The sequence below is a fragment of the Acetobacterium wieringae genome (assembly GCF_001766835.1).
Taxonomy (GTDB): Bacteria; Bacillota; Clostridia; order Eubacteriales; family Eubacteriaceae; genus Acetobacterium; species Acetobacterium wieringae.
Window position 1 is genome coordinate 82281 of the sequence record NZ_LKEU01000037.1, and the last position, 23788, is coordinate 106068.

A 23788-nucleotide genomic window follows, 5' to 3' on the forward strand; every position below is an offset into this window, starting at 1 on the left:
CACCTCGTTTTGCAAAGAGAATTGTTCGAATTCAAGGCGGAGACGGTTTTGGCCGACGGGAGCGTATCTATTAATACGTGACCAAGGCCAAAACCGTCTCCAACGCAGAAGTCGGGCAATTATCGACGCAAAACTAGTGTTTGAAGTGGCGCATGCCAGTAAACACCATCGCAATCCCCGCCTCATCACAGGCTTTGATTGAATCTGCATCTTTTCCAGCCCCACCGGGTTGGATGATGGCGGTAATACCGGCTGCGGCGGCAGCCTTGACACTGTCGTCAAAGGGGAAGAAGGCGTCCGATGCCATCACTGCGCCTCTGACGTTTTCACCGGCCTGACGGATGGCGTTTTCCAGAGCGCCGACCCGATTGACCTGGCCCGGTCCGTTGGCAATCAGACATTTATTTTTAGTCAGACTGATGGCGTTGGATTTGGTGTTTTTAACCGCTTTCCAGGCAAACAGCAATTCGGCCATTTCGGCTTCGCTGGGCTGACGTTTGGTGACGACTTTTAACTCATCATACAAGCTGGTATCACGTTCCTGAACCAGCAGACCACCCATCACTTTTTTGACTTCATAACTGGGTTCGTTGTGAATGATGTCGGCCAGCTCCAATAAGCGCAGATTTGGTTTCGCGGCCAGCACTGTCAAAGCTTCTGGTGTAAATCCCGGTGCAACGATTACTTCCAGGAATGTTTCCACCATTTCTTTGGCGGCGGCCTCATCAATCAAGCGATTCGAGGCAATAATGCCACCAAAAATCGAAACCGGATCGCTGTCATGGGCTTTTTTGTAAGCCACCGCAATTTTTTCGTCACTGGCAATGCCACAGGGATTGGCATGTTTTACTGCGACAATGGTGGGTTCATCCCCATATTCCTTTAGGATTTCCAGAGCCCCATTGGTGTCGTTGATATTATTATAGGAAAGTTCTTTGCCCTGGAGTTGTTTGGCGGCGGTGAGGGCGCCTTTAACCGGCACGACTTCGCCATAGAAAGCAGCTTTTTGGTGGGGATTTTCACCGTATCGCAGATCCTGAACCTTCTCAAAGGTCATCGTGATGGTGTCTTGTAAGACTTCCCCGTCGATTCGTTTTCTTAAGTAGTCAGCAATCATCGTATCATAGTTGGAGGTCGTTTCAAACACTTTTAAGGCCAGCTTATAGCGGGTTTGATAGTTTGTTTGACCGTTTGCTTCCAGTTCTGCGAGCACTACAGCATAGTCTTCCGGATCGACTACGACAGTTACGTCATTGAAGTTTTTGGCTGCCGAGCGCAACATCGTTGGTCCGCCGATATCGATGTTTTCGACCGCATCTTCAAAGGCAACCCCTTCTTTCAGAATCGTATTCTTAAATGGGTAGAGGTTAATGACCAACAGATCAATGGGAGTAATCTCAAGCTCTGCCATCTGTTTCTGATGATCGGGATTATTGCGGATACCCAGAATCCCACCGTGGATCTTCGGATGCAGGGTTTTGACCCGTCCGTCCAGACATTCCGGAAAGCCGGTCACTTCGGAAACGCCGGTAATTGTCAATCCTGCTTCTCGTAGAGCTTTGGCGGTTCCCCCGGTAGACAGGATTTCCCATCCCATTTCTGCCAGTTTTTTTGCAAATTCGACAATCCCACGTTTATCCGATACACTTAACAATGCTCTCATTTTATTCCTCCAAATTTATTACTTTAGGCAATTGTGAAAGTGCCGTGAGCTTTGTGCCCAGTTTCGCACGAAACAATTTCTACACTGTACGACGTACAGGCTACCGCTTGTTCGTCTACACGTTACGAAATTGTTTGTGGAAACTGCACACAAAGCAATCATTGTTCGGCATTTATTAATTTCGAGTTACCTATTTTTCTTAACAAGTTCCCTCACAATCTAATTTGACGCTTGACAATTTTTAACGAGCCGGCCTTCCACTGACAATTGGTCAAGACAAAAAGCCTTCACCGCCTTTGGTAAAAGCTCGTGTTCAATTTTAAGAACTTTCTGCTGGATCGATTCCGGGGTGTCGTCTTCGGCAATAATAACAGTTTCCTGCATAATTACCGGGCCGCCATCTGCCACTTTGTTAACAAAGTGAACCGTTGCCCCGGTGACCTTCACGCCATAATCGATGACGGCTTGATGAACACGCATCCCATAAAACCCGGCTCCGCAAAAAGATGGAATCAGGGCCGGATGAATGTTAATAATGGCATTGGGGTAAGCTTCCACAAAGGCCGGGGTAATAATTTTCATATAGCCGGCCAGCACCACCAGATCGACATCATAGCCTCTTAAAATCTCGACAATTTTTTGATCAAAGGCTTCATTACTGGGATAACCCTTGGGATTGACGGCCACTGCCGGAATCCCGGCGGCTTCTCCCCGTTCCAGACCAAAGGCATGGCGGTTATTGGAAATAACGACCACAATTTCACCATATTTGTGATGAATGGTATCAATCAGGGACTGAAAATTTGTTCCGCCGCCGGAAACCAGCACGCCGATTTTTTTTAAAGCTTTTACAGACATAGCTCGATTTTTTCCTCTCCTTTAACAATGGAACCAAGAATTACCGGCTTTTCGCCCTTGGCAGTTAAACCGGATAGAAAGGCTTCAACCTGGTCAGCTGGCAGAACAGCCACCAGGCCAATCCCCATATTAAAGGTGGCATACATGCTTTCAGCGGCAATTTTTCCCGCTTCCTGGATAAATTTAAAAATCGGCAGGGTTTCAATCACACTGGCATCGACCTTGGCGCAAAGTCCATCAGGAATCATCCGGGGTATGTTTTCATAGAAACCGCCGCCAGTGATATGGCTCATGCCCTTAATTTTGCATGGTTTGATCAGATCGGCCAAGGCTTTTACATAAATTCGGGTCGGTGTCAGCAGGGCTTCACCCAGGGTCATACCGAGATCCTCCACATAGGTATTGATGTCCAGCGACAGATCTTTGAATAAAACCTTTCGAACCAGCGAAAAACCATTACTGTGAACCCCGGAGGATGGTAGCCCCACCAACACATCCCCTTCAGCAATATTCGCACCAGTGACAATATCATCTTTTTCAACAATGCCCACCGCAAAACCGGCCAGATCATACTCATCCAGGCCATACATGTCAGGCATTTCCGCCGTTTCGCCACCGATTAAGGCCATATTCCCCTGAATACAACCTTCAGCAATCCCTTTAACAATGGTGGCAATTTTTTCCGGATAGTTTTTGCCGCAGGCAATGTAGTCCAAAAAGAACATTGGTTGGGCGCCCTGACACAAGATATCATTAACACACATCGCTACACAGTCGATGCCAATGGTATCATGGCGATCCATCATAAAGGCCAGCCGTAGTTTGGTACCAACGCCATCGGTTCCGGAAACCAGGACTGGTTTCTGATAACCTGCGGGCAGTTCGAACAGCCCGCCAAATCCGCCCAGGTGCGAAAGAACCCGATCGTTAAAGGTCCGCTTGACATCGGCCTTCATTAGTTTAACCGATTCGTAACCCGCTTCAACGTCCACTCCGGCTTGTCGATAGGCATCTGTTTTTATCTGATTTTCTGACATGTTTCCTCCATCTATTTTTAGTTCCAGTTTCTAGCATCACTTGCCAATTAGTCGTTGGCATTTAAAATTGGCACTTCCATCGGATATTCCCCGTCAAAGCAGGCCCGGCAGAAGGTTGTTTTACCGCCGACAGATTCGGTTAAGCCCTCCAATGAAATATAGGCCAGCGAATCGGCACCGAGAATTTCTCTGATTTCTTCGACCGTTTTCTTGGCACCAATCAAGTATTTTCGCCGCGGTGTATCAATTCCAAAGTGACAAGTATGGGCGACTGGCGGACTGGTAACCCGGAAATGAACCTCGGTTGCGCCAGCCTGTCTTAAAATCTCAACCAATCGTTTAGAGGTAGTCCCCCGAACGATGGAATCGTCGATAATAATGACCCGTTTGCCTTTAATGGTTTCTTTTAATGGGTTGAGTTTTATCCGTACCCCTTCTTCCCGCAACTTCTGATTGGGTTGAATAAAGGTTCGGCCAATGTATTTATTTTTAATCAAGCCGACACCATAGGGAATCCCTGATGCTTCAGCATAACCGATGGCTGCGCCAATTCCTGAATCCGGCACCCCAATGACTACATCGGCTTCAACTGGTGACTCTTTGGCAAGAATTTCGCCAGCTTTATGACGAGCCGCATAAACAGATGTTTCATCCATCACCGAATCGGGACGGGCAAAATAAATCAACTCGAAAATACAGGCTTTCTTTTTAACCCAGTTGTTTTGGCCATAACTGGTTAAGCCATTTTCGTCAATGACAACAATTTCGCCGGGTTCAACATCGCGAACCAGTTCCGCCCCAATCGCATCCAGGGCACAGCTTTCCGATGTCAGAAAATAATCTTCATCCTTCTTACCAATACAAAGCGGCCGCAAACCATAGGGATCACGAACGCCCACCAGTTTATCGCCAACCGTGATTACCAGAGCATAGGCCCCCTTGATGATTTCGACCATTCGTTGAATCGCTTCAATCATCCCGTGGCGCAGGCCTCTGGCTAAAATGTTGACCATTACCTCGGTATCAATAGTCGTCTGAAAAACAACGCCAGAGTCTTCCAGCATGTTCCGTAAAGCACTATCATTGATGAGATTTCCATTATGTGCCAAAGCTATTTGGCCCATACTGTGATTAACCGTTAATGGTTGAGCATTTGTGACCCCATCTTCGCCTGAAGTGGAATAACGAACGTGACCGATTCCGATATTACCTTTAAGCTGTTTTAATACGTTGCCTTTAAATGCATCACAGACCAGGCCCGTTTCTTTGTGGGTCGAAATCTTTCCGTCTTTGTTAACTGATATACCAGCGCTTTCCTGACCGCGGTGCTGAAGCGCATAAAGTCCATAATAGATATAGGAAGAACAATTATTCTCTTTCGATTTGAGATAGGCCCCCATTATTCCACATTCATCGCGAAACTTGTCATTTATCATTGGTGTGTGTATCCTCCAGGTATTTGATTTTATTTTTCCCGCACTCGAATTTTTATATGATACGAGTGATTTTTTATGCCTGAACCCGTTTTAGCATTTCTTCGTAGGCTTCTTCGATATGGCCAAGGTTTCTACGGAAGCGGTCTTTATCCAGTTTTTCATTGGTTTTTACATCCCAAAAACGACAGGTATCAGGTGAGATTTCATCAGCCAGAACAATTTGTCCGTCGTTGGTTTTACCAAACTCAATTTTAAAGTCAACCAGGTTGATCCCTCTTTCCAGAAAATACGCTTTTAAGATCTCATTAATTTTAAAGGTCATGTCGCGAATCACTGCAATTTCATCAGCGGTGGCCAATTCCATGGCGATGGCGTGATCATCGTTGATAACCGGATCGCCAAAATCATCATTTTTATAGCAGAATTCAAAAATCGGTGATTTTAATTTCAAACCTTCTTCCAGACCAAGGCGTTTACAAATAGAACCAGCGGCGGTGTTACGGATAATCACTTCCAATGGAAAAATCGTCACCGCTTTAACCAATTGTTCGTTTTCGGAGAGAACTTTGACAAAATGAGTGGGGATACCTTTTTCTTCCAACATTGTAAAGATAACACCGGTCATTTTATTATTGATGACCCCTTTACCTCCAATGCTACCTTTAACCTCGCCGTTAAAAGCAGTCGCGTCATCCTTATACTCAATAATAAATTCGTTGGGATTATCGGTTTTAAAAACTTTCTTGGCTTTACCTTCGTATAACTGTTCTAATTTTTCCATTTTAATCTCCTTAAAATTTGATTTAAATCAATGCTGTGCTTGTAAATGTCTTATAAGATTTCCTGAACCTTTTCATTTTTCGCAATTACTTCGTCGTTGAGCTGAACTTTGAAGGCCTTCATCTTTTCGCGAATCGCCGGGTACTTAATTGACAGCATTTGAGCTGCTAAAATCCCGGCATTTTCGGCGCCGTTGACAGCTACCGTGGCCACTGGTACGCCGGATGGCATCTGAACGATTGACAAGAGCGAATCCAGTCCACCTTGAAAAGAGGTTTGAATCGGAATGCCAATGACCGGAAGTGGTGTGATCCCAGCGATAACTCCCGGCAAGTGGGCCGCTTTTCCCGCTGCCGCAATGAAAACTTCAATCCCCCGATCTTCGGCAGTAGTGGCATAGTCAAAGATTTTGTGGGGATTGCGGTGGGCTGAGATAACCTGAACATCATATTCAATGCCAAATTTCTCCAGCGCAATCAGACATTTTTTGACAATCTCAAAATCAGAATCACTGCCCATGATAACCGCAACTTTTGGTGTACTCATTTTTTAATCTCCTTCGTGTTTGCTTCTTAAATTTTCTAACACTAGTTTTCTTATTTATAATTTATTTAAAATAATTGACGCCAGCTTTAAAGATCTGCTGATCCATATTGCCGGGAATATTTTTATAGAGATTCTTGCCGATTCGTTCGGAGTGACCCATTTTCCCAAGGACCCGGCCATCCTGGCTGGTGATGCCTTCAACCGCATAAACAGAACCGTTGGGATTGAAGCGGCCATCAAGGGTGGCGGCACCCTCAAAATCCACATATTGGGTAGCAATCTGACCGTTTTCGATGAGGATTTTCAGCACCGCATCACTGGCGACAAAACGACCTTCGCCATGCGACATGGGCATCCGATGAATATCCCCGACCTTGGTATTGGCCAACCAGGGCGACAGATTGGAGCTGATTCGAGTCATCGGAATGGTGGACACATGGCGGCCGATGGTGTTAAAGGTTAAGGTCGGCATCTCCTCGGTAATTTCACAGATTTCACCATTGGGAACCAGTCCCAGCTTAATCAGGGCCTGGAAGCCATTACAGATCCCCAATACCAACCCATCCCGGTTATTGAGCAAATCCATGACGGCATCCATCATCTTGGGATTTCTAAAAACCGAGGCAATAAATTTACCGGAACCGTTCGGTTGATCCCCAGCACTAAACCCACCAGGAATCATTATCATCTGGGATGCTCTGATCTGCGCCGCCATTTCGTCAATGGAGTTGATTATATCCTGCGCTGACTGATTTCTGAAAATCGTCGTCACCGCTTTTGCACCGGCATTCTCAAAGGCTTTGACCGAGTCGTATTCACAGTTAGTTCCCGGGAAGACCGGGATAAATACCTGAGGTTTGGCTAGTTTATCTTTGTGGTATACAATCGGTGTGACCTTAAAGCTTAAGGTTTCCACGGCCCCACTGATTTCTGCTTTTTCAGGATAAACTGACCGCAGTGGTGCTTCCCAGACTTCGATCAATTCATTAATTGCGATGGCATCACTGCCAAATACAATTTTATTATTATCAGTGGTCTTGCCAATGGGGGTTGAGCCCTCCAGAATTTCAAAACTTTCGATCAAGATACTGCCATACAGTGGTTTAAACAAGAAGGCGGGATCGATCCGATCATTGATGTCAACCCCGATGCCGTTACCAAATGCCATTTTTGTCACTGCTTCAGCCAAACCGCCATAACCGATTGTTTTGGCGCTCAATATTTTGCCTTCCCGATTCGCTTTAATGATGACATCATAAACAGCTTTCACCGCAACTAAGTCCGGTACTCCATTTTTATCTAACGGTAAACTAAACAATTGTAACAATGACTCACTGGACTTGAGTTCACTGGTTATCACTGATTCCACGTGAGTTGTCACCACTGCAAAAGAAATCAGGGTTGGTGGAACGGTCAGTTCGCCAAAGCTGCCTGACATACTATCCTTGCCACCAATGGCTGGCGTTCCCATGGCTGTCTGAACCTGATGGGCCCCTAAGAGCGCCGCAAAAGGGCGGCCCCATTTAATTGGTTCTTTGCCCAACCGTTCAAAATATTCCTGGAAACTGAGGCGGGCCTTTTTATAATCGCCCCCCATCGCAACCAGTTTGGACAGCGATTCAAGCACTCCCATCATCCCGCCTAGAAAGGGACTGCTTTTGGCGATGGTCGGATTGTAACCAAAGGTCATCATGCTGCAGGTGGTAGTGTCGCCATGAATCATCGGAATCTTGGCGATCATCCCGTCCATTGGTGACAAAGCGTTTTTGCCGCCATAGGGCATCGCCACAGTGCCAGCGCCAATGGTTGAGTCAAACATTTCCACCATACCTCGCTGACTGGCTACATTCAGATCTTTTAGCGTCTCTTTCATTTGATTGATAAAATCGAATTGTTCATCTTTTTTCGGGTCTTGATCCGCTGTTTTTATTGCGCTATCTATTTCTATTGGTGACTCAACTACCACATCAATAAATTGTGGTGCACCGTTGGTTTCAAGAAAGGATCGGGAAATATTCAAGATTTCTGCACCCCGCCATTTCATGATCAACCGACCTGAATCGGTGACAACGGCAACTGGGGTAATCTCCAGGTTTTCAGCTTTTCCCATAGAAATAAAGGTATCCACATCTTTAGGATCGACCACCACAGCCATTCGTTCCTGGGATTCAGAAATGGCCAGTTCGGTGCCATCCAAGCCTTCATATTTTTTTGGCACCTTATCCAAATCGATTTCCAGACTATCTGCCAGTTCGCCAATGGCCACCGATACCCCGCCAGCACCAAAGTCGTTACAACGTTTAATGAGATTCGCCAGTTCTTTACTGCGGAATAAGCGTTGGATTTTTCTTTCTTCGACGGGATTTCCTTTTTGAACCTCAGCCCCACTTTCCAGAATCGATTCTTCAGTATGGGCCTTAGATGAACCGGTGGCACCACCGCAACCATCCCGGCCAGTCCGACCACCAACTAGCAACACCACATCGCCAGGAGCTGGGCGTTCCCGGATGACATTTTCTTTGGGTGCCGCAGCAATCACGGCCCCGACTTCCATCCGCTTGGCCAGAAAACCGGGATCATAAACTTCCGTTACCTGACCAGTTGCCAAACCGATCTGATTCCCATATGAACTGTATCCATGGGCCGCTTCCGTCGAAATTTTACGTTGCGGCAATTTGCCCGGTAAGGTATCTTCAATGGCCGCCCGGGGATCCCAGGCACCAGTTACCCGCATTGCCTGATAAACATAACTTCGACCGGAAAGTGGATCCCGGATAGCCCCACCCAGACAAGTCGCAGCCCCGCCAAACGGTTCGATTTCGGTGGGATGGTTATGGGTTTCATTTTTAAACATCAGTAGCCATTCTTCGTCGACACCATCATGATCGACAACCATGTTGATGCTACAGGCATTGATTTCTTCTGATTCATCCAGATCTGGAATCCGCCCCGCTTTTTTAAGTGCTTTGGTACCAATAACCGCCAGATCCATCAGACTCATTGGTCGTTCGGAATTTTCGCCGTATAGATCCGTTCTGGCCTGACAATAATCAGCATAGGCCCGTTTCATCGCCTGTGAAATGGGGTCATCGCCCAGAAACTGCACCTGCTTAATCTGAGTTAAAAAAGTCGTATGACGACAATGATCCGACCAATAGGTATCAATTACCTTTAATTCCGTAATGGTCGGATTCCGCTGTTCTTCTTTATTAAAATAATTCTGAACAAATATAATGTCCTCAGTTGTCATGGCAAATCCGTGATCCAGACGAAACGCTTCTAATTGATCACCATTTAGCGTGATAAAACGATCCAGCGGTTTGATATCATTTGGCTCACGAACCTCATCAGCCAGGGTTGTAAAAGGTTCTAAACTGGCTTCCTGAGAATCCACTGGATTAATCATGTAGTGCTTAATACTCTCAAATTCATTTTGAGTTAATTCCCCTGTGAGTACAACAATTTTTGCGACTTTAACTAAAGCCCGTTCACCGGATACGATCTGAATGCACTGAATCGCGGAATCGGCATGCTGATCGTATTGCCCAGGTAGATACGAAATTCCAAATATTTTTTCATCAACTCTCGTTTCAAGACAGTCTTCAAATACCTGATCAACATTGGGTTCGGATAAAATAGTGCTAATAATCTGATCAAACAACTCATCTGCCACGTCTTGGACATCATATCGATATACTATACGCATGGATTCAAGCTTTTGAATCTTTAGAATCCGTTGAAAGGTATGTGTCAACGACTTGGCTTCTACTTCAAATTCGTCTTTTTTTTCTACAAAAATTCGTTTTATCACAATTTTTCCACCTTTTTAAATGATAAACTTATTTTACTATTTCCGAACAATAATATCAATAGAATTTAAAACGTTCGGATTATTTTTTTATTTTCCCGAATATTTTTCAAGTTTATCCGTTTATTTTCAAATTTTTAATCGATTCCGGTATAATTTGAAGTATAATTGCATTATATTTGGGTAATATAGTACTAACCAATTACTCGATATAAAAAAGATCCAAGAGAGGTAACATATGAAAATTTTCCATTTGCATCATAGCGGCTTTTTAATTCAATTAGCAGATAAAACACTGATCTTTGATTGTTTTACCCATATCCCAACCAGTCTCCTTCGCAAGGGACTTCCTCATTATTTTTTTGTGTCTCATGGTCACGGCGACCACTACACCGCTGATATTTTTTCAACCGAACGGGTTTATCACCCTACCTATATATTAAGTGATGATATCCCCAAAGCCTCTACTCATAAAACCCATACTATTGGCCCCTACCAGCACATGTCGCTGGGTGGGATGGACATCAAAACTTTTGGTTCCACTGATCAAGGTATCTCATTTTATATTGCTACCAATTCCCATCGGATTTTCCACGCCGGGGATCTCAATTGGTGGGACTGGGACACCAATGAAAAACCAAATATCGATCCGATACAGGAAGAAAAGGACTATAAAGCTGAACTGGAAAAAATGAAGAACCTGCCCATGGAATTCGCCTTTGTTCCGGTGGATCCCCGTCTGGGCGACTCCTTCTACAAAGCGGGCGAATATTTTATCGAAACCTTTCATCCCAAGGTACTCATTCCCATGCATTTTCGTGATGATTTCGAAATTATCCAGCGTTTCAAAGACAAAATCGGGAACACCAAAACGATTATTCCTGAATTTAAAGAACGGAATGTCAAAATCAAAAACACCTGGTCACCTGGCGTCTGAATTATCGAATCTTCTTACTTGCTGAAGGAGTATTGCTATGAACAATCTATTTTCGCTTAGTAAACAAAGTCGTCAACTCCTTGACTTATTTTTTACCATCAGTACAGAATTTCTTTGCATTGCCGATGAACGAGGGGCTATTTTACAAACAAATCAGGTTTGGGAAACGAAGCTGGGCTACCTGAATCCAGATCTTTATGACAAAAATCTCATTGATCTTGTTCATCCCAACGATGTGCCCAACTTGATTCTTGGCCTAAAAAAATTGACTGGAGAAAAGGAATCACTGACGCTTACCACTCGTCTACACTCCAATTTTGACTCCTATCTTTTTGTAACCTGGCAGTTTAAATGGGTCGATGGACTTATCTTTTGTTGTGGTAAAGATTTGACTGAACTCTATCAGGCAAAAAAAGATGCTGAGAGCGCCAACTTTTTAAAAAATCAATTGATATCGATTTTATCAAATGAACTAAAGGAACCTCTGGAAAGTCTGTTCCTGTTTTTTGAGTTAATGAGCAAAGCCAATTCCAGATCAGATCAGAAAACCTGTCTGGAGAATATCCATCTTTCCTCTTCACTTCTGGGAAATCTGATTGATGGGCTTCTGACAAACGATAGCAAGACTGGCCATGATGTGATTGTTTTTGATTTTCACACTACCGTCGAGGATGCAATCATCCCCTTGATCGCCAGCGCCAAGCGTCATAACATTGCCATCGAATTGTCAATTCATCCCAAGATTCCAACGACTGTCGTTGGTGATCCTCAACGACTCAAGCAAATCATCTCCTATTTAATTCTTAACGCCATGAAATGCCTGGAGCAAGGTAAGATTTTCCTTGAAGCTACCCCGGAAAATACCGACAAATCAGTTTTTAAGATTTATTTTAATGTTAAAACGTCTGGAATTTCGCCCTTAAAAAATGGCTTGGCAGACCCCTTTTTATTTACCGATGCCACCGGCGTCACAATGGCAAACAATCTCAGTTTTGGCCTGGAACTAGTGAAAACGCTGGTTGAAACCATGAACGGCAAATTTTCTGCTGCCTGGGACAATGAGAACAACTATGATTTTTCATTTCATGTTCTCTTGCTCAGAGATGAGTCTCAGAAACTCAAAAACGGACGTAGTGTGTCCCAACATATATTACCGATGTATAATAAAAACCTTCGCCTCAAAGATGACGAACTAACAGCATTAGAGCAAATCGTAAATGATCAGACTCAATTAACCAGCTCTGGCGTTCTAGATCAGAGACCGAAAATCCTGGTGGTTGATGATTCAACCAAGAACACCCAAATGCTTGCTGAGGCTCTGGTAGAAAAATATGATATCACTGTTGCCAACAGCGGAAAAGCTGCCTTAGCTATGGCTACACAAAAACCTGTCCCCGACTTAATTCTGTTGGATCTCAGTATGCCGGAAATGAATGGCTTTGAAGTCAGTAAACAAATTCAGCTGGAAGAAAGTACGATGGGTATTCCGATCATTTTTTTAACGACTCTGAGTGACAAAGAAAACAAAGCCCATGGCGCCCAAACTGGTGCTGTTGATTTTATTTCCAAGCCCTTTGATCTGCCCAATGTCGAGCAAAAAATAAAATACCAGCTGGCGCTCAAGCATTATCGGGAAATTCTCAGTAACACAACCGATACCGACGCTTTAACCCAACTCGCCAACCGTCGCCGTTTCGAAGAAATGCTGACTATCGAAATTCGCAAAGCCAGACGAAATAACACCCCACTCTCGATGATCAGAATTGATATTGATTATTTTAAATTATATAATGAGACTTATGGCCGCGCTGAAGGGGATGCTTGTCTCCAGGAAGTTGCCGGTACAATCAAAAAAACATTAAAACGTGCCGGTGATCTGGCCGCCCGCTGGGAAGGTGAGGAATTTATCTGTCTACTCCCGGACACTAATTTAAAGGGAGCCGCCCATATCGCTGAAATCATCAGAAAAACTGTAGTAAATTTGAGCATTCCTCACCAAACCTCACCAATTAATACAATCATCACTTTATCACTGGGAGTGGCTACCGGCGTTTATTTAGACAAAAGCACTTCCGAAAACTCCTTAACGACCCTTTTCACCCGCTCGGAAACCGCTCTAATCAGAGCCAAAAAAGCCGGTCGCAACCAGCTTTTTGTATTCCATAACGACTAAAAATTTAAAACCCCTATCCTCTTTTAAAAAAGGGTTCAGGGGTTTTAAAAACATCCTATTTAACTGCTGCTTTATTTTTCCAACCATATTTCCCTTTCATTTCAACAAAACGTACCAGATCAACGGTCTGCTGCCTAAGCTGCCCATCATCATCTTTACATATAAGCTTTAACTCCTGTAATTCCGGCGGCCCCACAGGGATAATCATTTTTCCACCTCTGGCCAACTGATCAATGAGTTCCTTGGGAATTCTCTCTGCCGCTGCCGTGACGATTATTCGATTGAAGGGGGCAAATTCTGCCCATCCCTCACTGCCATCGCCAATTTTATAAACAATATTTTTGTAACCCAAATTATTAAGTCTCTTTTGGGCTGTTTCCGATAATTCCGGAATTCGTTCAATCGTATAAACCATTTTCGAAAATCTAGCCAGAAGTGCTGTTTGGTAACCTGAACCCGTTCCAATTTCCAACACACAACTGTTTTTCTCTGGGGCGAGAATCTGAGTCATTTCAAGCACCAGAGAAGGTTGAGAAATTGTTTGTTCATAACCGATTGACAGGGGTTGATCCCGATCTGCAAATTCTTTCATTTCATTGTCAATAAAATAAGAACGATCCAGATGCACAAAAAAATCACTGAGTTCCTGATAATCCATTGCTGTTTCTCACTTTCAATTCCTTAACACCCAATTCTTTTATTGTCTAAAACAATCACTTTCAATCAGATAATCCCGTACACCTCGAAGTGACGAATGGCTGGTGGCACTGCTGATACGGGGATATACGGTCAGATGATCCATGCGGTCTTCGACTTTATTCAAATCAAAGCCTTCTGAAAGCACCACAAATTTTCCAATTCCCGGTTCAATAGCCTTTTGAGGGCAGCCATAAATACAACGCATACAGATGACGCACTCATTGCCAAAATGGTGCCTACCTTCACTAATTTTAATATTTTCTTGAGGACACAATTTTTCACACAATCCGCATTCAATACATTTCTCGTTGACTTTAAGTCGCCGACCAAAAATCCTTCCCCCAATCATCTCAAAATATCCCAGTTTTGATGCGATTCGATCGATGCCATAGGGCTGCGTTCGATGCCGTTCTCCTACCATAATTTCAGTCACCACCTTTTCAACAATTACTGGTGTTGCATGAAGAACCATGGCGCAAAGGCTTTCATCGTAACCGATCAAAAAATTAGATGGCATAACCATCATTTTTTCGTATATTACATCATAACCTTTTCTTTCAAGATGACGAATTGTTGCCCATCGACACGCTGTATTGGGCGAAATTTCGCCTCCACCTGAAACAGAAATGACCACCGCCGGTCGATCTTTGGCAGGCGGAATTTTTTTTAACCACTCCGTAATGGGTTTTGGTGCATTAAATGCATACACCGGAAACAACAGCACCAATACATCGCCAAACACAACTGGCTCAGTTATACCCCTTAACTCGGTGCGTTGAACCGCAATTGCTCTTTTTTTTAACGAATGTTCGAACGCATCAGCAACTCGAGCTGTTCCTCCAGTACCTGTAAAATACACCAGATTTGCGTTTTTAAAATCCATTCTTTCCTCACTAACCGTACAGTTGTCTATTGCTTTTTGAATTTGAATGTCGCTCAATCTGTACACCTTATTTTTATTACCCGTTCTCCATTCTTTCAATAATCAAATGCGTATGATTATTGTGGCTGTCTTTGTCAATTTGCAGGTCTTCGTTCTACCATATTTTACCCTTTATTGTTAATTATAAACATATTCACGAGCGCTTGATTTTGATTAAAAAGCTTTACATTCCGCCCAAATCAAGTATAAAATACTATCAGGTCAATATTTTTTATGATCAGAAAGGAATTCTGAAAATGAGTAAATTTTGCGTTCCCCCAGATGACGCTTTTGCAAATGAAGACGTTTCTAAGCGATACGGCTGCGTCACGGATATCCCTACTCCAATTGGCAATCGTCAAGAATTTGATTCAATGCTCGTTGAGGCCATCAACAAAGCAAAGACTACCGTACGTTATCTATCAATCCTTCTGATCAAATTTAACACTTTAGAGAAACCTACTCGTTGTCAAGAACAATTATCCAACACTGACTGTCATCGCCGGATTGCCACCATACTGAATAAAACCTTGAAACGTTCCGGGGATCTGGTTACCCAATGGGATGATTGCACATTCGCCTGTATTCTCTCAGATACGGATCCCGCCGGTGCTGCAGAAATGGCTGAAAAATTCAGACGAAAAATCTTAAACACCGCTTTTTTCCACGCAACCACTCCCCAGATTTGCTATTACACAGTTTCCATTGGTGTGGTTACTGCCATTCTCACTGATGATATTTCCTACGAAATACTGATTAAAAAAGTAACTCAGGCCCTGTCGGCAGCCGATGCAATGGGCCAAAACCAAATTGTTATCAATATAAATTAAAACCAGGCACTCTGTCTGGTTTTAATTTATATTGCATGTTTTTAGCGATTAAACTAACAGACAGCAACCAAGCTGCAACCAGCCACAACCTGTTCGGCAATGATAATTATTAGTTATGAAGTGGTAGATTTTTGTTATAAATAGTTATATAATGATAACACTGGTGTCTTTTGCGATGTCAGTATGCACTTGTCCTAAATCAACTTACATCCTGCTAAAATCATTGCGGCCGTATCTTGGCCCCTGATTTTCTGGATAACCTGCAAAACGATATTTGAAAGGGGTTATTATGAACAAAAATCTAGAACCGCTGCTGGATCTGGAACCAACCAAGCAAACCGATCTGACACCACAAACTGCTGCAAATACAGCTGACTATATCCCGGATAAAGCCATTCGCAAATCCCGAATATCCACCAAACTGCTGTTGTTTACAGTTGTCCTTATGGCCTTGGCCGTGTTTTCTCTGGGAATCATCACAGTTAACCTGGGTGCTGCTGCGTTAACCAACCAGGCCAATACCGATGCTCAAAAGTACACCACGGAAGGCGCTTCCCATGTTGGCGCCATCATTGATGGTAACTTATCGACCCTTAGTGAAGTGGCTTCCCGGGCCCGGGTAACCACCATGGACTGGCAAACTCAAGTTGATGCCATTGCTGGCGATGTGGAACGATTGGGTTATCAGGACATTGCCGTAATGAACCAGGACGGTCATGCCAAATATATCAAAGGCGGTGGCGAGTTTGATTCTTGGGGAGAATTTTGGTATGAAAACGGCTTCAAGGGTGAATTATCTATTTCTGATGTTGCCATCAGTAAAGTTACCAAAGAACCCGTGGTATTTGACGTCGCACCGATAAAAAGCAACGGTCAGGTTGTTGGCTTATTGGTTGGCCGAAGAGATCCAACCTTCTTAAAGGATATCATCAATGCCATGGGCGATGGCGACCGCCAGTTCGGTTTTGTTGTCAATGAAACTGGAGCGATGATGGCCCATCCCGATGATCAGATGATATTGGATCAGGTTAACGTCTTTGACGCTATCGACAACGATGGCATTTGGAAGAGTTTTGGTTTAGCGTTAAAGAAACTGGGAACCCAAACCACCGGGATGTTAACCTATACTTTAAACGGAGAAACCAAAATTGGTTCCACAGCTCCCATTCCTGGTACAAACTGGACCCTGATTGTCGCCCAATATGAAGATGATGTACTAGCTCCGATCAATAATCTCCGCAATCTGATTATCATGATTTCATTGTTTATTCTCCTGATTGGCGGTGCTGCAGCCTTTATAATGGCCCAAAAGCTGTCGAAACCGATTGTAAAACTTAAAGAAATCGCCGATCAGGTGGCTGTGGGCAAGGTGGATGTAAACATTGAAATCACCACCCATGACGAGATTGGCGATTTGATGCGATCTTTTGAAACCATGATTCAAAACAACAAAGGTCTCTCCGAAGCGGCTCAACAGATGTCAAAGGGTGATTTTGACGTTGCAATCATCCCCCGTTCTGACGATGATGTAATCGCCTATTCCATGGTTGCTGTTTTAACAGAAATGAACAGAATCCATGATGCCATTGTAAAATTTGGAAACGCTGCTTTAGCTGGACAACTTAACTACCGGGGAAATACCAATGAATACGCCGGGGCCTACAAAGATATGATCATTTCTTTAAACAATGTGATCAACACCTTTGTCAAACCCCTCAAAGTTGCCAATAAAGCCATTGAACGGATTGGCAACGGCGTGATCCCGCCTAAAATCACCACTGAATACAAGGGTGATTTTAATGATCTGAAAAATAATATCAACGCCTGCATCGATGGTTTAGGGGCTTTAACCGAGACTGGTGAAGTGCTTCATCGACTATTTATCAATGATTTTACGGCCCAAATGGAGGGAACCTATTTAGGCGTCTTTGGCGATTTGGCAACCTCTGTCAATGAAATTCACTGGAAATTAAACTACATCCATGCCATTGTCAATAATGTTGCCAACGGCAATATGAGTGATTACGATGAACTGGTTAACATCGGAAAACGAAGTGAAGCGGATGAATTTATTCCCAGCCTGATTCAAATGATTGAAAATATCCATTCCCTGGTTAGCGAAGCCGATGAAATGACCCGGCTGGCTGTTGAAGGCGATCTTGATCATCGGGGGGACCCTGCTAAATTCAAAGGCGAGTATGCCAAAGTTATTGCTGGCTTTAACCAAACCCTGGATGCTGTCATTGAGCCGATCCAGGCAGCTTCTGCCGCCTTGGACGAGCTGGCCAAAGGTAACCTGAAGACGTATATGGATGGTGATTACAAAGGCCAGCACGGAAAAATAAAAGAGGATATGAACCGAACCATTGATTTCCTCAAAAACTATGTTGACGAAATCACAATCACCCTCCAACGCATTGGAGAGGGCGACCTCAGCCAGGAAATTAAAACCTATTATCATGGCGATTTTGTCGCCATTAAACTGGCTATTAATGGGATCACTACCCATTTAAGTGAAGTCATGAAAGAAATTGATGACGCTGCCGGACAAGTCGAAGCCGGTGCCATTCAAATCTCTGACGGCGGTCAAGCCTTATCACAAGGTACAACCGAACAGGCTAGTGCCATCCAGGAACTTACCGCTTCCATTGAAGAAGTGGCCGCAGAAACCAAGCGAAACGCCCAAAACGCCAATGAAGCCAATGAACGGGCCATTGAAGTGCGAACCAATGCTGAAGTAGGTAATTCTCAGATGTCAAAAATGGTCACTGCCATGGTTGAAATCAACGAATCGTCAAACAATATTTCAAAGATTATCAAGGTCATTGATGACATCGCCTTCCAAACCAATATTCTCGCTCTTAATGCGGCTGTCGAAGCCGCCCGGGCCGGACAACATGGCAAAGGCTTTGCCGTCGTTGCTGAAGAAGTGCGAACCCTGGCAGCCCGCAGTGCCGAAGCCGCCAAGGAAACCACGGGTCTCATTGAAGGCTCGATTGATAAGGTTGCAGCTGGCACCAAGATTGCTGATGAAACCGCTGAAAGTCTGGTTGAAATTCTTAATGAGATTGAAAAAGTAACCGGATTGGTTGGCAATATCGCCCGGGCCTCCAATGATCAGGCTTCAGAAATTGCACAAATCACCAAGGGTATTGAACAAGTTTCCAATGTAGTCCAAACCAACTCAGCTACTGCCGAAGAAAGTGCAGCTTCCAGCCAGGAGCTTTCCGGCCAGGCTGAGGTTCTTAAACAGATGATGCGCACTTTCAAACTCAAAAACCAATACAGCAACGATGTCGAAAGAACAATGCCGATTAACAAAAAGGTATCTGCGGTTCCCTTTGTCGCACCACCCCAACCTGAACCCCGGATCACTTTGGATGATTCAGAACGTGATAAGTACTGATATCTAAACAAGTCATATCCATATACTCCATGCTCTAAGTAAAAATCCTGAAGACTGTCAAATCCGATTGTCTTCAGGATTTTTTTTGAATACTCATGTATTCTTTCATTTTACGATTTTATAACGGATGTCAATATCGATTCATTATCGTCCAGAATATAACAATAAACAACTGTCTATTTTCTATTTCTGCTAACATTATTGACATTTGATTAAAATTTTGATCGAGTTATACTATATTTGGAGCACTTTTTAGAAAATAATGCGATATTATGTTATTTTTTTGTTTCATTTTACAAGATTATCCCTTATAATTTACAGGAAATTAAAAAATGAAATTATATTAATTTGAATGACTATCTATTCATTCAGTCAGGTGGTGTTTCAGAAAATAAATCCCGCATCAATCCGTCCAATCACCAGAATAGCAATTATTTATTCCGCAGCGATAAGCTAATCTCATAAGACTTTTTTTTGCATCAATACTGGTGAGTAAGGACACCGTCCGCAATTTGCCCCCTCAGATTAAACTAACGGAGGTCTAACTTGAATTGGTTTAAAAATTTAAAAATTAAAACGAAACTGCTGACATCGTTTATTCTTATTGCTCTGCTTGTTGGCGTTGTTGGTTTCATTGGTATCATAAATACCTGGTCGCTACAAGAGTCTGATCAGGAGTTATATGAAAACATGACAGTGCCCATCTCCCAAGTTGGTCAAATGTCAACCACCTTTCAGAAGATGCGTGTAAACCTGCGGGACATGATTCTAGCCAACGATCCTGCCCTGATTCAGTCGATTGAAAAGAGCATTGCTGAAGACCAACAAAAAATCGATACCTTGGCTGACGATTACCAGAAAACGATTCAAACCGATGAAATGCAAGAAGCCTTTGACAGCTTTGAAGCTGCTCGGACAGAATACAACAAACATCTTGACGTGGTGAAGACCCAAGCTGCCCTAAACCAGGACACTGAAGCGTTTAACTTAATGAGTCCAGATGGTGCTGCCGGGAAAGCCACGGCCGCCCTGCAAACGGCAATCGATAATCTCTCTGACTTAAAACTTGCCGATGGTTTGACCAAATCTGAAGAAAATTTTGCCCAGGCGGCTGGTGTCACCACCACAATGACCATTATCATGATTATTAGTATGATTATCGCTGTCGCTTTGGGATTAGTACTGACCTCCCTGATCTGTGGGCCACTCCGCAAGGCTAACCATATGATCCAGGAAATGAGTAAAGGTCACCTGAGCAACCGTCTTAATATTGATACCACCGACGAGGTCGGCGAAATGGCGACAACCATGGACAAAATGGCTGATTCTCTCCAGTTTCTGGTTATTGGCACAATCAACCGCATTTCTGAAGGGGATGTTTCCATGAATGTGGAAATCACCGATCCCCAGGATGAAATCGGGCCCGCGCTGAAAAAAACCATCGAAACCATCCGAGCCCTGATTACCGAGGCAAATGCACTGTCTCAGGCAGCCGTCGAAGGACGTCTGGACACCCGGGGCCATGCTGATGCATTCAGCGGTGGTTTTCGGGAAATCGTTGCCGGTGTAAACAGTACTCTGGATGCCGTTGTCGGTCCCCTTAACGTCGCTGCCGAATACATTGAGCGAATTGGCAAGGGTGAAATTCCACCGAAGATTACTGATGAATATTATGGCGACTTCCGCGAAATTAAAAATAATCTTAATGCCTGCCTGGATGGATTAGGTGCCTTATCGGTGGCTGACCACACTTTGAAATTGATGAATAAAAACGATTTAACTCAAGCTATTGACGGCGATTTTGACGGTATTTTCGGTGAAATTGCCCGATCCATCAATGGGGTTCATGCCCAGCTTGGTCGGATTGTCAGTATTTCCACCAATATCCGTAACGGTGATCTAAGTGATCTGGACTTTCTTCGCAGCATTGGCAAACGCAGTGAGAACGACCGTCTGGTACCAGCACTGCTGGGCATGACCGAAACGATTTTGATGCTGGTTGAAGAAACCAGAAACATGGCTCAGATCGCCATTTCCGGAGATCTCAACAACCGTGGCGATGTAACAAAGTTCCAAGGTGAATATGCCACCGTCATTGAAGGATTCAACCAGACCCTGGATGCGATCATTGATCCGATTCAAGCTGCTTCGGCCACGCTCAATGAACTGGCTGAGGGAAATCTCAAAATTACCATGGACGGTGATTTCAAAGGTCAACATGGAAAAATCAAACATGATATGAACCAGACCATTGAATTTTTAAGAGCCTACGTGGAAGAAATCACTCACACTCTGGAAGAAATGAGTCGGGGAAATTTTGACCTGGAGATTACCAACCTCTACTGTGGCGATTTCCTGGCAATCAAAAAAGCCCTAAATCAAATTGCTGCCAGCTTAAGCACTACCCTTTACGACATCAATGTCGCTGCCAGTCAGGTGGATATCGGTGCTCAACAAATTTCTGATAGTGGTCAAGCATTATCACATGGAACTACTGAACAGGCCAGCTCGATTCAGGAGTTGACAGCATCCATTGAAGAAGTCGCTGCCGAAACAAAGCGCAACGCCCAAAATGCCAATGAAGCGAATGAACTGGCCATCAATGTTCGTTCTAATGCTGAAGTTGGCAATTCTCAAATGGTTAAGATGGTCGCTGCGATGAGCGAAATCAACGACTCCTCACACAATATTTCTAAAATCATTAAAGTCATTGATGACATTGCCTTTCAGACTAATATTCTGGCTCTTAATGCCGCTGTGGAAGCAGCCCGGGCTGGTCAGCACGGCAAAGGTTTTGCCGTCGTTGCTGAAGAAGTCCGTACTCTGGCTGCCCGCAGTGCTGAAGCTGCCAAGGAAACCACCGGGCTGATTGAAGGCTCCATCGATAAGGTAGAAGTCGGCACTAAAATCGCTGATGAAACCGCTCTGGGGCTTGCCGAAATTCTTAAGCAAATTGAAAAAGTTACCGATCTGGTCGGTCGAATTGCCCGGGCCTCCAATGACCAGGCTTCAGAAATTGCCCAGATCAATCAAGGCATTGAAGCCGTTTCCCAAGTAGTTCAAACGAATTCAGCAACAGCCGAACAAAGCGCTGCTGCCAGTGAAGAACTTTCCGGACAAGCCGAGATGCTTAAACAAATGGTTGATGCCTTTAAACTCAAGAACACAAAAAATCAGCCTGCCAGACCTGTTACCGATTATTCAGAGTCATTGGTACTTCCTCAATCAGAAATAATCCTTGATAATCTGGATTTTGACAAATATTAAGCGTTCTAAAAAATCCAGGCTGAACAGAAATATTCAGCCTGGATTTTTATTGTACTATTTTTTTATTAATTTCTTTACACTTCCATTTTTTCACAAAAACCTAAAACCTGAATAGCTTTTATGATGTCAATAGTTTAGCAAAATCATTGTACCGTATTCTTGCCTTTTTCTGGGCCCTGATCCGGGCTTTGTTTACATCTTGATAATTCGAAATTAGAATTTCTACAATGTGTGGATCAATTTTATGATCCGTCACCATTTGCTTTAAAATCTCGATCACTTTTTCTTTTTCCATTCCCTTACGATAGGGTCTATTCTCAGATACTGCGGTAAAAATATCTGCCACCGCCATGATCCTGGCTCCCAGCGAAAGCTCTGACGCTGTCTTTTTAAAGGGATAGCCGGTTCCATCCAGCCGTTCATGATGCATCGAGGCAAATTCATTTATTTCTTCAAAACCGGCAATCTGAAACAACAACACATAAGTATGATAGGTATGCTCTTTCATGACAGCAAATTCGGCTTGGGTAAGTCCCGCCGGTTTCTCCAGGATTTCCGTGGAAACTGTCAGTTTGCCAATATCATGGATGTAGCCAGCGGCCTGAATTTTCTTACAGGTCAGCTCATCACATTTTAAATGCTGTGCCAACCGTTTGGCTACTGCTGAAACTCCTTCGCTGTGAACTGCAGTAAAGTTGCTCCGAAAATCAATGACCCGGGCAAACAGTTTGGTAATTCCGATTAATTCGTCGATATCCAGTCTCTGGTCCTGGAATTTTATTTTTTTATAATATCGCCGACCATTGGAAATAGACTCCAGATCATACCAGAAAAACTCTTTTTCTTTTAAGCGTTCAAAAGCTTTGATGAACTCAGGGTTAAATTTTCGTCCCGAGGCACTTACTATTTTTTCAAAAATTCGGTCTTTTTGATTGATCATCTTATCGTCCCGAGAGATGAGGGTAGCAATCCGGTCAGCCAAGTGGATGAGATGACTTTCGGACATGACCGTTTCCCCCAAAAATCTGAGACCTTCCCCATCGTTCCAATCCACATGATGAAATTTGATGATTCTGGCTATATTTTTGAATTCTCGGTAATCCTTCAGAAGCAGCCAACCAATTCGGGCATGCTGATGGGGATTAATGGCTTCAAACTTCAGCACATTGATTCGTTCCTGCATACTTAAACCACCAATATCATGCAGCACAGCGGCGACACAGACTTCATTTAGTTTCTTTTCATCAAAGTTCAACTCTTCCCCTAGGTTGTTGGTAATATAGGCGACAAGACGTTGATGATGATTCAGTTCCGGGCTTACCATATCCGAAGCTCTTGATAGTTGGAGAGTTAACTCTAATAAAGAGACCATCTTTTCTTTTCCTTTCCACATAAGACATGAGTTACACATAATTATTTTGTTATG

Annotated in this window: 15 protein-coding genes; 5 read left to right on the forward strand and 10 right to left on the reverse strand. The window is 43.8% G+C overall.

The annotated features are described in order from the left end of the window. Nucleotides 1–133: 133 nt before the first annotated feature. From purH to ACWI_RS14130, 7 genes are all read right to left on the reverse strand, one after another. Nucleotides 134–1663, reverse strand: coding sequence for a bifunctional phosphoribosylaminoimidazolecarboxamide formyltransferase/IMP cyclohydrolase (purH, locus tag ACWI_RS14100; protein WP_070372079.1), 1530 nt, complete (start codon nucleotides 1661–1663; stop codon nucleotides 134–136). Nucleotides 1664–1882: 219 nt separating this feature from the next. Then, entirely contained in the window at nucleotides 1883–2521 is a 639-nt protein-coding gene (gene purN, locus ACWI_RS14105; protein ID WP_070372080.1) for a phosphoribosylglycinamide formyltransferase, read from the reverse strand. Continuing rightward, nucleotides 2512–3558 carry a phosphoribosylformylglycinamidine cyclo-ligase gene (gene purM, locus ACWI_RS14110; protein ID WP_070372081.1) on the reverse strand — a complete coding sequence of 349 codons (1047 nt, stop codon included), beginning with the start codon at nucleotides 3556–3558 and terminating at the stop codon, nucleotides 2512–2514. Before purM ends, purN begins: the two co-directional genes overlap by 10 nt. Before the next feature lie 47 nt (nucleotides 3559–3605). Further along, nucleotides 3606–4994, reverse strand: a complete 1389-nt coding sequence (purF, locus tag ACWI_RS14115) for an amidophosphoribosyltransferase (RefSeq protein ID WP_070372082.1) — start codon at nucleotides 4992–4994, stop codon at nucleotides 3606–3608. Nucleotides 4995–5067: 73 nt separating this feature from the next. Continuing rightward, nucleotides 5068–5775, reverse strand: a complete 708-nt coding sequence (gene purC, locus ACWI_RS14120; RefSeq protein WP_070372083.1) for a phosphoribosylaminoimidazolesuccinocarboxamide synthase — start codon at nucleotides 5773–5775, stop codon at nucleotides 5068–5070. 50 nt (nucleotides 5776–5825) lie between these two features. After that, the gene (gene purE / locus ACWI_RS14125) at nucleotides 5826–6320 is read right to left on the reverse strand and encodes a 5-(carboxyamino)imidazole ribonucleotide mutase (protein ID WP_070372084.1); all 495 of its coding nucleotides are present in this window, start codon (nucleotides 6318–6320) and stop codon (nucleotides 5826–5828) included. A 61-nt stretch (nucleotides 6321–6381) separates the two neighbouring features. Next, nucleotides 6382–10131 carry a phosphoribosylformylglycinamidine synthase gene (locus ACWI_RS14130; protein ID WP_070372085.1) on the reverse strand — a complete coding sequence of 1250 codons (3750 nt, stop codon included), beginning with the start codon at nucleotides 10129–10131 and terminating at the stop codon, nucleotides 6382–6384. Between the two features lie 235 nt (nucleotides 10132–10366). Here ACWI_RS14130 and ACWI_RS14135 point away from each other — a divergent pair, with 235 nt between their 5' ends. Both ACWI_RS14135 and ACWI_RS18565 read left to right on the forward strand, forming a co-directional pair. After that, nucleotides 10367–11065 carry an MBL fold metallo-hydrolase gene (locus tag ACWI_RS14135; RefSeq protein WP_070372086.1) on the forward strand — a complete coding sequence of 233 codons (699 nt, stop codon included), beginning with the start codon at nucleotides 10367–10369 and terminating at the stop codon, nucleotides 11063–11065. Nucleotides 11066–11102: 37 nt separating this feature from the next. Next, nucleotides 11103–13238, forward strand: a complete 2136-nt coding sequence (locus ACWI_RS18565) for a diguanylate cyclase domain-containing protein (protein WP_084633714.1) — start codon at nucleotides 11103–11105, stop codon at nucleotides 13236–13238. Nucleotides 13239–13293: 55 nt separating this feature from the next. On the opposite strand, the gene ACWI_RS14145 is transcribed toward ACWI_RS18565, so the two are convergent. Then, nucleotides 13294–13896 carry a protein-L-isoaspartate(D-aspartate) O-methyltransferase gene (locus ACWI_RS14145; RefSeq protein WP_084633715.1) on the reverse strand — a complete coding sequence of 201 codons (603 nt, stop codon included), beginning with the start codon at nucleotides 13894–13896 and terminating at the stop codon, nucleotides 13294–13296. 39 nt (nucleotides 13897–13935) lie between these two features. Then, nucleotides 13936–14877, reverse strand: a complete 942-nt coding sequence (locus ACWI_RS14150; protein ID WP_139142379.1) for an EFR1 family ferrodoxin — start codon at nucleotides 14875–14877, stop codon at nucleotides 13936–13938. Between the two features lie 239 nt (nucleotides 14878–15116). Here ACWI_RS14150 and ACWI_RS14155 point away from each other — a divergent pair, with 239 nt between their 5' ends. The 3 genes from ACWI_RS14155 to ACWI_RS14165 all read left to right on the forward strand — a co-directional run bounded on the left by ACWI_RS14155 (nucleotide 15117) and on the right by ACWI_RS14165 (nucleotide 22362). Next, a complete protein-coding gene (locus ACWI_RS14155; protein WP_139142380.1) occupies nucleotides 15117–15689 on the forward strand; it encodes a GGDEF domain-containing protein in 573 nt (190 codons plus the stop codon). Nucleotides 15690–15978: 289 nt separating this feature from the next. Then, on the forward strand, nucleotides 15979–19095 hold the full coding sequence (locus ACWI_RS14160; RefSeq protein WP_070372089.1) for a methyl-accepting chemotaxis protein: 3117 nt from the start codon (nucleotides 15979–15981) through the stop codon (nucleotides 19093–19095). Nucleotides 19096–19641: 546 nt separating this feature from the next. Then, nucleotides 19642–22362: a methyl-accepting chemotaxis protein gene (locus ACWI_RS14165; protein WP_070372090.1), complete on the forward strand. Its 2721-nt coding sequence runs from the start codon at nucleotides 19642–19644 to the stop codon at nucleotides 22360–22362. Between the two features lie 118 nt (nucleotides 22363–22480). On the opposite strand, the gene ACWI_RS14170 is transcribed toward ACWI_RS14165, so the two are convergent. Beyond that, on the reverse strand, nucleotides 22481–23734 hold the full coding sequence (locus ACWI_RS14170; RefSeq protein WP_175440954.1) for an HD domain-containing phosphohydrolase: 1254 nt from the start codon (nucleotides 23732–23734) through the stop codon (nucleotides 22481–22483). Nucleotides 23735–23788 lie beyond the last annotated feature (54 nt).

Excerpts from the sequence above, each read along its gene's own strand:
- ACWI_RS14160 (WP_070372089.1), top strand. The coding sequence starts at position 15,979 with ATGAACAAAAATCTAGAACCGCTGCTGGATCTGGAACCAACCAAGCAA.
- ACWI_RS14155 (WP_139142380.1), top strand. The coding sequence starts at position 15,117 with ATGAGTAAATTTTGCGTTCCCCCAGATGACGCTTTTGCAAATGAAGAC.
- purM (WP_070372081.1), bottom strand. The coding sequence starts at position 3,558 with ATGTCAGAAAATCAGATAAAAACAGATGCCTATCGACAAGCCGGAGTG.
- purE (WP_070372084.1), bottom strand. The coding sequence starts at position 6,320 with ATGAGTACACCAAAAGTTGCGGTTATCATGGGCAGTGATTCTGATTTT.
- purH (WP_070372079.1), bottom strand. The coding sequence starts at position 1,663 with ATGAGAGCATTGTTAAGTGTATCGGATAAACGTGGGATTGTCGAATTT.
- ACWI_RS14145 (WP_084633715.1), bottom strand. The coding sequence starts at position 13,896 with ATGGATTATCAGGAACTCAGTGATTTTTTTGTGCATCTGGATCGTTCT.
- purN (WP_070372080.1), bottom strand. The coding sequence starts at position 2,521 with ATGTCTGTAAAAGCTTTAAAAAAAATCGGCGTGCTGGTTTCCGGCGGC.
- ACWI_RS14170 (WP_175440954.1), bottom strand. The coding sequence starts at position 23,734 with ATGGTCTCTTTATTAGAGTTAACTCTCCAACTATCAAGAGCTTCGGAT.
- purF (WP_070372082.1), bottom strand. The coding sequence starts at position 4,994 with ATGATAAATGACAAGTTTCGCGATGAATGTGGAATAATGGGGGCCTAT.
- ACWI_RS18565 (WP_084633714.1), top strand. The coding sequence starts at position 11,103 with ATGAACAATCTATTTTCGCTTAGTAAACAAAGTCGTCAACTCCTTGAC.
- purC (WP_070372083.1), bottom strand. The coding sequence starts at position 5,775 with ATGGAAAAATTAGAACAGTTATACGAAGGTAAAGCCAAGAAAGTTTTT.
- ACWI_RS14135 (WP_070372086.1), top strand. The coding sequence starts at position 10,367 with ATGAAAATTTTCCATTTGCATCATAGCGGCTTTTTAATTCAATTAGCA.